The following is an 11,876-nucleotide window of genomic DNA, read 5'->3' on the forward strand; positions in this document are numbered from 1 at the left end:
CTCGGTGTATGCTCGCATCGGTGCTCGCGTATACTAACCATCGTTCCTATTTCCATGGCCAAAAGGAGGAGACTGACCATGTCGCGAAGAAGACGCAGCGTGATGTCGGAGAACTTGAAGGTCGAATTAGCGAAGGATCTGGGATTTTACGATACCGTCCAGCAGGAGGGCTGGGGCGGCATCAAGGCCAAAGATGCGGGCAATATGGTGAAGCGGGCGATTGAGCTTGCCGAGAAGGCAGCCGCGAAACAGCAATAACCTCTGCCACAGCGAAGCGTCCCTTTCAGGGAGCTTCGTTTTTTTCGTTGGATGAAGTAAGATAGAGGGAGAAAAAAATGTCTTTCATACATAGACGTGGAGGCAACGTTTTTTTAGAATAAAAGAATGTGCTAATAAGACCGGATGGATGCGGATATTCCACGGAATTGCTGAGGTGGGGAAGCGGCATGAAAATTTACGAAAAAGCACCGGCCAAAATTAACTTAATGCTCGACGTGTTACATAAACGTCCCGACGGATACCATGAGGTCGAGATGATCATGACGATGGTGGATCTGGCGGACCGTTTGGAAATGAGCGCTCTTCCGCGGGATACAATCATTATTTCGAGCCAGGCCGGATATATTCCGCTGGATGAGAAGAACTTGGCGTTTCAGGCGGCGAAGCTGATCAAGGAACGCTACAATGTGCGGAGCGGGGTTTATATCCACCTCGATAAGAAAATACCGGTCGCTGCCGGCCTTGCCGGCGGAAGCAGCGATGCTGCGGCGACGCTGCGGGGCTTAAACCGTTTATGGGAGCTTGGCATTCCCGAAGAGGAGCTCAAGGAGCTGGGGGCGGAGCTGGGTTCAGATGTGCCGTTTTGCGTGACGGGCGGGACGGCGCTGGCGACAGGGCGAGGCGAAGTGTTGACGCCGCTGGCGAATCCGCCGCAATGCTGGGTGGTGTTAGCGAAGCCACCGATCAACGTGTCGACGGCCGAGGTGTATGGGCGCCTGCAGGCGGAGCAAATTACCGATCATCCATCGGCAATCCGGATGCGAGAGGCGCTGGAGAGACGCTCATTCACGGAGGTATGCCAAGCGCTCGGTAACGTGCTGGAGCAGGTGACGCTGGAGCTTCATCCAGAGGTAGCGCAACTGAAAGAGGCAATGCTGCGTCTTGGCGCGGACGGCGTGTTAATGTCGGGCAGCGGACCTACGGTATTTGGGCTCGTCTCGAAAGAATCGAAGGTGTCCCGCATCTATAACGGATTGCGCGGGTTCTGCAAAGAGGTTTACGCCGTACGGCTGTTGACTTGAAGCTCGGCTGCGGAACTGGAGCCGGGTACTCCTTCCTCGTTCCAAGGCTTGGACAAATCCGTACAAAAGTGTTATAGTTTCATTAAAATATTCGGATTTAGCGAGGGGTACTTCGTGAAGAAATTAAAAAGAAGCGCTCGTTTGGTGGAGATGACCCATTATCTGTTGTCTAGACCACACCATTTAATCCCGCTGACTACCTTTGCGCAACGGTATGGGGCGGCCAAGTCGTCCATCAGCGAGGATCTGGGGATTATTAAAGAAGTGTTTGAAGGCGAAGGCATGGGGGAATTGCTGACGCTTGCCGGGGCGGCCGGCGGCGTGAAATATATTCCCCGGGTCGGACGGGAGCAAGCGAACGCTTTTATCCAGCACCTCTGTGAGAAGCTGGCGCAGCCAGACCGAATTTTACCGGGCGGATATTTGTATATGTCGGATCTTTTGGGACAACCGGCGTTGATGAATGAAGCGGGCAAGTTGTTTGCAACCGTATTCGGCGATTTGGAGATCGACTGCATCATGACCGTGGAAACGAAGGGGATCCCTCTCGCTTATGCAACGGGAGCGGAACTGAATCTGCCCGTCGTCCTGGTTCGTCGCGACCATCAGGTGACGGAAGGATCCGCCGTTAGCATCAATTACGTATCGGGCTCCCACAAGAGCCTGCATACGATGACGCTGTCGCGCCGGGCATTGAAGGAACACTCTCGCGTCTTGATCGTCGATGACTTTATGAAGGCGGGGGGCACGATCCAAGGGATGGTTGACCTGTTGGCCGAGTTTAACGCAGAGGTTGCAGGAGTTGGGGTTCTGGTTGAATCGGGCGAAGTTGCCAGCGAACAGCGTCTGCTACATGATTACGTTTCCCTGGCTACACTTCGGGCGGTAGATCCCAAGGAGAAGGAGATTTCAGTAGAACCTGGGAATTATTTTTCGAAATTTGAACAATAAGAACTATGTCGATATCTCCTCAAATTGTAAGAATTCTCGACGAAACATGTCGAAAACCCCGTTTTATCAAAAAAAATCGTGATTTTAGGCCATTTTGTTGATCAAAAAAAAAGGATTTCGGTTTGCTGTGTGGAATAATACACCAAGTCTCTGATGGAAAAAGGTGGTGAACACATATGCAAATTACGGATGTAAGACTCCGCCGAGTCAGCTCTGAGGGCAGAATGAAGGCCATCGCATCCATTACCATCGATAACGAATTTGTTGTTCATGACATTCGCGTCATCGATGGGAACAATGGGATGTTCGTAGCAATGCCTAGCAAGCGCACGCCGGACGGGGAGTTCCGGGATATCGCTCATCCGATTTCCTCCGGTACTCGCGAGAAGATTCAAGCCGCTGTTCTGGCTGAGTACGAGCGCGCCGCCGAACAAGAGGAAGCGATTGAAGAAGGGGCGTAAGTCGCATTTATTTGATTTATCGATCAATTGGGGTTCGAGGAAAAGGGAGCCATGTCCGCATGGCTCCCTTTTCTTTTTGCCCTAAATGAGATATATTCAGTAATGAGTTTTAATGAGAGAGAGAGAAATACTTCTTTTTTTAAAAATAAGAAGGAGGCCGGGGACTTGAAGAGATTAGCGATCGTTCTTGCCGCAGGCCAAGGGAAACGGATGAAGTCCAAGCTCTATAAGGTGCTTCACCCCGTTTGCGGCAAACCGATGGTTGGGCATGTACTAAATGCGGTTCAAGAAGCAGGTTGCGAACGCAGCATCGTCGTTGTTGGCCATGGAGCTGAAGCTGTAAAATCCTATTTGGGTTCATCGGCGGAATACGTGTTGCAGGAGCAACAGCTGGGAACCGGACATGCCGTCAAGCAGGCCGGGCCATTATTGGCGGGAGAAGAAGGAGTCACACTGGTTATTTGTGGCGATACCCCTTTGGTTACGGCGGAAACACTGGAAGCTCTTTTCGAACTTCATCAACGTAAGGGAGCGGCAGCAACCGTACTTACAGCGGTAATGGAACAACCGTATGGTTACGGCCGAGTGATCCGCGGCGCTAACGGAACGGTTGAACGGATTGTTGAACAGAAGGACTGCTCGCCGGAGGAAGCCGCCGTGCAGGAAATTAACACAGGCACTTATTGCTTTGATAATGCCAAATTGTTTGCTGCACTGGAGAAAGTAACGAACAACAACGCGCAACAGGAGTATTATCTTACCGACGTGATCGGCATTTTGGTGCAGGCGAACGAAATTGTCGAAGGTTATGCGGTAGCAGACGTTCGCGAATCGATTGGCGTCAATGACCGGGTGGCCTTGGCGGAAGCTGAAGCCGTCATGCGGGAACGCATCGTGCGGGGCCATATGTTGAACGGCGTAACGGTGATTGATCCAGCTTCTACGTACATCGGGGCCGATGTTACCATTGGAGCGGATACCGTAATTTATCCAGGTACCGTTCTATCCGGGAAAACGTCCATCGGCGAAGATTGCGTGATTGGGCCGGCTGCAGAAATCGAAGATAGCGTGATCCAAAACGGCGCGAAGGTGAAACAGTCGGTGCTGAGCCAGGCGGAAGTCGGCCAGGAGACGACAGTTGGTCCTTTCGCTTATTTGCGTCCAGGGGCGAAGCTCGGAGCACATGTGAAGGTTGGCGATTTTGTTGAAATCAAAAATGCAACCCTCGATGAAGGCTCCAAAGTCTCGCACCTCAGCTATATCGGCGATGCGAAGGTTGGTAAGAACGTGAATATTGGCTGCGGCGCGATAACAGTGAACTATGATGGTTATAATAAGTCCATTACGGAGATTGAGGACGATGCTTTTGTTGGCAGTAACGTCAACTTGATCGCTCCGGTGAAGGTGGGCAAAGGCGCTTATGTCGTTGCCGGATCCACGATTACGCAATCGGTTCCGGACAATGATCTTGCTATTGCCAGAACCCGGCAGGAGAATAAACCCGGCTATGCCGAGAAGATTCGTGCCCGGGCGAAAGCGAAGAAGGAAAGACAGCGACAATCTTAATTTCAAATGCAGTGATCTGCAGTGACCATTTGAATAGACGGGGTAGCTGTGAAGGCGGGTTGTTTAAGAGACTCCCTGACGCTATCTACACAGCACGGAGGGTTTTAATTTTATGACTTATTGTGATTCTAAATTAAAGATATTCACCTGTAACTCCAATCCGAAATTGGCTCATCAAATCGCCGACTATATCGGCATTCCGATGGGCGAATCGGAGACGACGAGCTTTAGTGACGGCGAAATACAGGTCAAGCTGTCCGAAAGCGTTCGGGGCTGCCACGTCTATGTGGTGCAATCGACTTGCGCACCTGTCAACGATAACTTGATGGAGCTCCTCGTGATGGTGGATGCTTTGAAAAGAGCTTCGGCAAAGAGCATTAATGTCGTTATCCCGTATTACGGTTACGCCCGCCAAGACCGGAAAGCCCGTTCGCGCGATCCGATCACGGCGAAGCTGGTTGCCAATCTGATCGAGAAAGCCGGCGCACATCGGGTCATTACGATGGACCTTCATGCAATGCAGATCCAAGGCTTCTTCGATATCCCGGTGGATCATATGCTAGGCGTGCCGATCTTGGCCCAGTATTTCCGTTCCAAGCATATCGCGAATCCGGTTGTCGTCTCGCCTGACCATGGCGGGGTGGTACGTGCCCGTAAGCTGGCGGATTTCCTGAACGCTCCGCTGGCGATCATCGACAAGCGCCGTCCAGAACCGAATGTCAGCGAAGTCATGAACATTATCGGGAACATCGAAGGGAAAACTGCGATTCTCGTCGACGACATCATCGATACCGCCGGTACGATTGTCCTTGGTGCCAACGCGCTCAAGGAAGGCGGGGTAGAAGAAGTGTACGCTTGCTGTACGCACCCTGTCTTGTCCGGTCCGGCGATGGAACGACTGGAAAACTCTCCGCTGAAGGAAGTGATCGTGACCGATACGATCCCGATCACACATCCGAATCCGACAAGCAAGCTCAAAGTGCTGTCTGTCGCTCCGCTGATGGGCGAAGCGATTATTCGCGTGCACGAGGAGCTGTCGATCAGCAAGCTGTTCGAGATCGAATAAAATGGTCACTGCCACACCAGGGGTTGCGTCCTCCCAATCGGGGACGTAACCCCTATCGGTGTATTGGCGGGCCGATGGAGAAGCTGGGGAAAACGGAGTTGCGCGGACTTGGTTGAGCGTTAGCGTTGGGCGAAAGCAAGCATCCGTGTAGAAATGTTCTTACGAGGGCGACGCTTCCCCTTTAGGGGCACTCCCCGTCGAAAAATACAAACTAACTGGAATTTCTACCGTTAATTTTGGCGGAAACGAAGGTTTCAGGTGATTTAACGGTAAAATGTATAGTTAATTTTGGGGATTTTCAGCTAAAGCAGCAATTACGCTGAAATTAACGGCAGGTTTTACCGTTAGTTGCTCAAAAAGCCAGTTTACGTCGAAATTAACGGTACTTTTTCCAGCTAATTCGCATCTTTCTTAAAGTATAATTAGTTTTATGAACAATCAAGCACCAGAAGCAGTCTATTGTTATAGATATGTTGGAGTTTGGAGGGACATGACCCATGAAGTGGATCGTAGGGCTCGGCAATCCGGGAGCCCAATATGAGAAAACCCGGCACAATATCGGCTTTATGGCCGTGGATGAGCTGGCGCGCCGGCATGGCATCGAGATCAAGCAGAGTAAATGCAAGGCTTTGATTGGAGAAGGGATGCTGCCAGGCGGGAAAGTCGTGCTGATTAAGCCGATGACTTACATGAATTTATCCGGCGAAGCGGTGCGCGCTTATATGGACTACTATAAGGCGTCGATCGAAGATCTGATCGTGGTGTACGACGACCTCGATACTGAGTTGGGACGCAATCGTCTGAGATATCAAGGCAGTGCTGGCGGGCACAACGGCATCAAGTCGATCATACAACATATCGGCACGCAGACGTTTAACCGAATCCGGATGGGCATTTCGCGCCCTGAACCCGGGTATGCGATCGTGGATTATGTCCTGTCGCCTTTTGCGAAGAAGGATAAGCCGTTGCTCGATCAGTCCATTCAAGCGGCTTGCGATGCGCTAGAATACAGCCTGGACCATACGTTCGAACAAACGATGGCGAAGTTCAACGGATAAATGGGTCAATCTATCAGGGCCGATAGGCTAAAAGCCGTCTGCTTGGGGCATACTGGAGACATAAAGAATCTTCAGGAGGCATATAGATGGCTGTAAACTATGTTTGTCGGCACTGCCGGACGGTGATTGGTAGAATCGAATCGCCTCAAGTCACAGAAGCCCAATTAGGCTTGCATTCCTTGACCCCCGATGAGCGGAGAGATATAATAGCGTATGATTCAAATGGCGAAATGACGGTCCGGGTGACTTGCGACTATTGCAAGGAAGCCCTTGATCATAACCCGGAACTGATGTTGCTTACGAATCCTTTGCAGTAAACTGCAAGCTACGAGGAACACGGACAAATTTACCGGAATATACGGTTATAGAGCCTTGGCACGTTGCTGAGGCTCCTTTTTGGTTCGGGTAAGCTGGACTTACCCTTTTCGTCTAGCCATAGATTTCTATCCATCAGCAGTAAGAGAGGTGCCTCATTTGCTACAAGCACTTATTCAAGCTTTTTCACGCGATACCGATTTTGCTTCGACGGTTGCGGGCATTCAGTCGGGCATGAAGGAGCAGTTGATTTCCGGCTTGTCGGGTTCGTCCAGGCAAGTGATGCTAGCCGCGCTGCATCAGGAAACGAAGCGACCGCTGCTCGTCGTGACCCACAATATGTTCTCCGCACAGAAAATTTATGAAGATTTACAGGAAGCGCTATCACCGGATCAGGTACTGATGTACCCGGCGAATGAGCTGGTTGCTGCTGAATCGGCGGTATCCAGCCCGGAAACGCTGGCCCAGCGGATCGAGGTGCTGCTGCAATGCTCCCGGGGATTCCGAGGCATTGTGGTGGTGCCTTATTCCGGTATTCGCCGCTATATCCCAACGCCGGAAGCTATGGCCGAAGCAGGACTGACCGTCCGGCTCGGAGGCACGCTGGAACTGGAGCGGTTCATGACGCAAATGGTCGAGCTAGGCTATGAGCGGGTCGAACGGGTGGAATCCCGCGGCGAAATGAGCCTGCGCGGGGGGATTATTGACTTCTATCCGCTCACAGCGTCCATGGCTTACCGGGTGGAGCTGTTTGATGATGAAGTGGATTCGATCCGGACCTTTGATCCGGCGGATCAGCGATCGGTGGACCAGATCAAGGAAGTGTTCATTCCACCTTGCAAGGAACTGATCGCAACGAAGGAACGGATGAGCCAGGCAGCGCAGGCGCTCTCGGAGAAGCTGGAGATCCAGCTGGATAAAATGACCGATCGCCAGGCCAAAAACCGTCTCCGTGAAGAGATGTACAAAGAAATCGAAATGCTGCGCGAGCATGTTTATTTTTCGGAAATCTATAAATATATTTCTTTGATCTATCCAGAGCGAAAAACGTTATATGACTACATGCCAGAAGATACGCTGCTGATTCTGGACGAACCGTCGCGCCTGCTGGAAACGGCCAAGCAGCTGGAACGCGATGAGGCGGAGTGGAATCTGCACTTGTACCAGAACGGGAAGAGTCTCCCTGACCTGCCGCTCGCGGTGGACGTGGATCATCTGATCTACCATCGTCCGTTCCAGACGTTGTTCTTGTCGCTGTTCCTGCGTCAAGTCCCGCATTCCCAGCCGCAGAATATCGTGAATTTCGTGACGCGGGCGATGCAGGATTTCCATGGGCAGATGAATGTCCTAAAGGCGGAGATGGAGCGTTGGAAAAAGAGCGGCGCTCACGTCATCATGCTGGCCAGCACCGAAGAGCGCATGGATCGGATGCGGCGGGTGTTGCAGGATTACGGCATTGAAGAGCCTCAATTGCTGCAAGGCAACCTGCAGTCCGGCTTCGAACTGCCTTCGGTACACCTCGTTGTGATCACCGAAGGCGAGATGTTCTCTCAGAAGCAGCGCAAAGCGCGCCGTGTCGTCAAGAGCATGGACAATGCCGAACGGATCAAGAGCTATACCGAGCTGAAGATCGGCGATTACGTCGTTCACCAGAACCACGGGATCGGGAAATACATGGGCATCGGTACGCTGGAGGTCGGCGGCATTCACAAGGATTACATGCATATCCTCTATGCCGGCGGTGACAAGCTGTCGGTGCCGATCGAACAGATCGACATGATTCAGAAATATGTAGGTTCTGAGGACAAGGAGCCGAAGATCTACAAGCTGGGCGGTAACGAGTGGAACCGCGTCAAGAACAAAGTCCGTTCCTCCGTCCAAAATATTGCCGACGACTTGATTAAGCTGTATGCAGAGCGGCAGGCGGCCCCGGGGTATGCATTTGAGAAGGACACGCCGGAGCAACAGGAATTCGAAGCGATGTTCCCGTATGAGGAAACTCCAGACCAGCTGCGGGCCATTGAGGAAATCAAGAAAGATATGGAACAAAGTCGTCCGATGGACCGTCTCTTGTGCGGTGACGTTGGTTACGGCAAGACCGAAGTTGCCATTCGTGCGGCCTTTAAGGCAGCGATTGAAGGCAAGCAGGTTGCGGTGCTTGTCCCAACGACGATTTTGGCACAGCAGCACTATGAGACGTTCCGGGAGCGGTTTGCCGGCTATCCGATCAACATTCAGACGCTTAGCCGCTTCCGCAGCCGCAAGGAGCAGAACGAAACCATTAAAGGGATTCGTCAAGGCACGGTGGATATCGTTATCGGAACCCACCGCATTTTGTCGCAGGATCTGGTCTTTAAAGACTTGGGACTGCTGATCGTGGACGAAGAGCAACGGTTTGGCGTTACCCATAAAGAGAAGTTAAAGAAACTGAAAACCAACGTGGACGTGCTGACGCTGACGGCGACCCCTATTCCGCGGACGCTCCATATGTCCATGCTGGGCGTACGGGATCTGTCGGTTATTGAAACGCCGCCGGAAAACCGGTTCCCGGTGCAGACATATGTCGTCGAGTACAGTCAATCGCTCGTACGCGAAGCAATCGAACGGGAGATGGCCCGGGGAGGCCAGATTTATTACCTGTATAACCGCGTGCAGGGGATTCATGAAATTGCCGCCCAAATCTCGATGCTCGTGCCGGAAGCGCGAGTGGTCGTGGGTCATGGTCAGATGTCGGAGCAGGAGCTGGAGAAGACGATTCTCGATTTTCTTGACGGGGAATACGATGTCTTGGTCAGCACTAGTATCATTGAAACCGGGGTGGACATTCCGAACGTCAATACGCTGATCGTGCATGATGCTGACAAGATGGGCTTGTCCCAGCTGTATCAGCTGCGCGGCCGTGTCGGACGGTCCAACCGGATCGCTTATGCTTATTTTACCTATCAAAAGGATAAGTCCTTAACGGAAGTAGCGGAGAAGCGGTTGCAATCGATTAAGGAATTTACGGAGCTCGGTTCCGGCTTCAAAATTGCGATGCGCGACTTAGCCATCCGCGGTGCCGGGAACTTGCTTGGCGCGGAGCAGCACGGCTTCATCGCTTCTGTCGGTTTTGATCTGTATTCGCAGATGCTGGCGGAAGAAATTCAGAAGCGGAAAATTACGATGCTCGGAGAGACGCCGCCGGCTGAGGCGACTTGGAACACCACGATCGATTTGGGCATCGACGCGTATTTGCCGTCGGATTACATTTACGACAGCATTCAGAAGATTGAGATCTACAAGAAGACTGCCTCGGTGCAGACGTTTGACGACGTGGCCGAGTTGGAGGACGAGTTGCTCGACCGGTTCGGGGAGTTGCCGGATGCGGTGCAGAATCTCCTGGCGGTTGCCCGCGTCAAGCTGTATGGCAAGCAGTATGGCATCGAGTCGATGACACTGCGGGGCGAGGAAGTGACGATCAAGTTCTACGAAGGTCAGGAACAAGCCATCGTTCCAAGCAAGCTTGCCGAAGTTGGCAATCTGTTCGGAAGACGTGTACAATTTAGTCAAGGATCCGTGATGCTTATCCGGATAAATATCAAGGGAATGGACGACAAAGAAATGATGGGCTTGCTGGAGCAGTTTCTCGGCGCCCTGAAGGATGCGTTCAAAGCGAAAGGGGAACTACAGAATGTTTCAAAGTAAAAGGCGCTCATGGAGAATGCTGCTGATTGGGCTTGTAGCGGTATTGGCTTTTTCCGTTATGGCGGGATGCGGCAAGAAGGATGCAAGCTCGGGAGGAAACGATACGAGTAAAGTAATCGCGACATACGATGGCGGCGAAATTACGGAGAATGAATTCGATCGCGAGCAGCGGATCGTGCTTGCCCTTCAGCCGCAAATGGAGCAATTCATGCAGATGGAAGACTTCCGTCAATATTTGGTGAAGCAAGAGATCGCCTATGAGTACCTTGAAGCCAAAGCCGACGCGAAGACGAAGGAAGCCGGTAAGAAGAAAGCCGAGGAGCAATTTGATTTGATGAAATCGTCCTACGGCGAAGATAATTTCAAGAAAATGCTGGACGCCCAGAAGGTATCCGAAGCCGAATTCAAGGACTACATGGTTCGGATTTATACCGTGATGGAAGGCGAAATGCAGAAGATCTCTGAAGATGACGTGAAGAAGGAATTCGAAGCGACGAAACAGGATTATACAACGGCTTCCGTTCGTCATATCCTGATTAACTTCACCGATCCAGACGGCAAAGAGCGGACGGAAGAGGAAACGCTCAAGCTGGCGAAGGAAGTCAAAGCGAAACTGGACAAGGGTGAGGATTTCGCTGCGTTGGCGAAGCAGTACTCCGAAGATCCAGGCTCCAAGGATAACGGCGGATTGTACGAGAACGTGGAAGTGAGCAATTGGGTAGAAGCTTTCAAACAAGCGGCTTTGACCCAACCGCTGAACGAAATTGGCGATCCTGTGAAAACCGAGTACGGTTATCACATCATCCGTGTAGAATCTCGGAACGAGAAGAAATTCGAGGATCTGACCCAAGAAGAGAAGGACATGATCCAAACGACGCTGGCCTCGAACAAATTGGACGAGTTCATGGCGGGGGATCTGGAGAAGAAGATCATCAAGAAGATCGAATTGCCTAAAGTGGAGACGAGTACCGGCGAAAATGGCGCGGGAACAGACACCAATGCGGGCAATGGCACCAATGCCGGAACGAATGAAGGTACGAATGCCGGGACGGACAGCAACGGAGCTGCCAACAATGCCGGTTCCAATAGCGGGAATACGAGCAAATAAAGCAGAGCTTAGAAGCAGCGCGGGGAGGTCCGTGCTGCTTTTTTGTGCGGCGTGCCCAGCTAAGCACGCATCTTCTAGCCGGTGAAAGTCCGGTCGCGGGAAGGGCCAAGCCCCCGCGTAGCTAGGATACCTACGTATGGCGAAATCTGTACGTNGAAGCGTATCGACGAAAGTACCTGTCAGAGGCAGGGCGAGCAACATACCAGGCCGTAACATGAAAGTGAATCCTGCCGCGTCGTCAAAAAGGCCTCGCAAGAGGGAAAAGAGGAAGCCGAGTCCCGCGTACATGGACGAAGGCCATGGAAGCTGCCTAGAACTTGGAGCGGCAGTGAAGAATCCTCCGGCGTAGAGGGAACGGCATGGTAT

10 protein-coding genes are annotated in these 11,876 nt (G+C 52.1%); all 10 read left to right on the forward strand.

The window, feature by feature from the left end; translation table 11 throughout:
- Window positions 1-78 precede the first annotated feature (78 nt).
- The 10 genes from M891_RS0117770 (at window position 79) to M891_RS0117815 (ending at window position 11,510) form a co-directional block, all read left to right on the forward strand.
- Window positions 79-258: a small, acid-soluble spore protein, alpha/beta type gene (locus M891_RS0117770; RefSeq protein WP_016314706.1), complete on the forward strand. Its 180-nt coding sequence runs from the start codon at window positions 79-81 to the stop codon at window positions 256-258.
- Between the two features lie 188 nt (window positions 259-446).
- Complete coding sequence (gene ispE / locus M891_RS0117775; protein WP_028539766.1) at window positions 447-1,301, forward strand: 4-(cytidine 5'-diphospho)-2-C-methyl-D-erythritol kinase; 855 nt, start codon at window positions 447-449, stop codon at window positions 1,299-1,301.
- A 114-nt stretch (window positions 1,302-1,415) separates the two neighbouring features.
- A complete protein-coding gene (gene purR / locus M891_RS0117780) occupies window positions 1,416-2,252 on the forward strand; it encodes a pur operon repressor (RefSeq protein ID WP_028539767.1) in 837 nt (278 codons plus the stop codon).
- Between the two features lie 176 nt (window positions 2,253-2,428).
- Window positions 2,429-2,713, forward strand: coding sequence for a septation regulator SpoVG (gene spoVG / locus M891_RS0117785; RefSeq protein ID WP_009226349.1), 285 nt, complete (start codon window positions 2,429-2,431; stop codon window positions 2,711-2,713).
- A 165-nt stretch (window positions 2,714-2,878) separates the two neighbouring features.
- Entirely contained in the window at window positions 2,879-4,279 is a 1,401-nt protein-coding gene (gene glmU / locus M891_RS0117790) for a bifunctional UDP-N-acetylglucosamine diphosphorylase/glucosamine-1-phosphate N-acetyltransferase GlmU (RefSeq protein WP_028539768.1), read from the forward strand.
- 112 nt (window positions 4,280-4,391) lie between these two features.
- Complete coding sequence (locus M891_RS0117795; protein WP_009226347.1) at window positions 4,392-5,345, forward strand: ribose-phosphate diphosphokinase; 954 nt, start codon at window positions 4,392-4,394, stop codon at window positions 5,343-5,345.
- A gap of 497 nt (window positions 5,346-5,842) precedes the next feature.
- Window positions 5,843-6,403 (forward strand): aminoacyl-tRNA hydrolase, encoded by a 561-nt coding sequence (gene pth, locus M891_RS0117800; RefSeq protein WP_016314703.1) that lies wholly within the window; start codon window positions 5,843-5,845, stop codon window positions 6,401-6,403.
- An 86-nt stretch (window positions 6,404-6,489) separates the two neighbouring features.
- Window positions 6,490-6,720 carry an anti-sigma-F factor Fin family protein gene (locus M891_RS0117805; protein ID WP_028539769.1) on the forward strand — a complete coding sequence of 77 codons (231 nt, stop codon included), beginning with the start codon at window positions 6,490-6,492 and terminating at the stop codon, window positions 6,718-6,720.
- Between the two features lie 157 nt (window positions 6,721-6,877).
- Complete coding sequence (gene mfd, locus M891_RS0117810) at window positions 6,878-10,402, forward strand: transcription-repair coupling factor (protein ID WP_028539770.1); 3,525 nt, start codon at window positions 6,878-6,880, stop codon at window positions 10,400-10,402.
- The gene (locus M891_RS0117815; protein ID WP_028539771.1) at window positions 10,389-11,510 is read left to right on the forward strand and encodes a peptidylprolyl isomerase; all 1,122 of its coding nucleotides are present in this window, start codon (window positions 10,389-10,391) and stop codon (window positions 11,508-11,510) included. The genes mfd and M891_RS0117815 overlap by 14 nt, the downstream gene beginning before the upstream one ends.
- The last annotated feature ends 366 nt before the right edge of the window (window positions 11,511-11,876 follow it).

Source organism: Paenibacillus sp. J14, from assembly GCF_000518465.1.
GTDB classification, from domain to species: domain Bacteria; phylum Bacillota; class Bacilli; order Paenibacillales; family Paenibacillaceae; genus Fontibacillus; species Fontibacillus barengoltzii.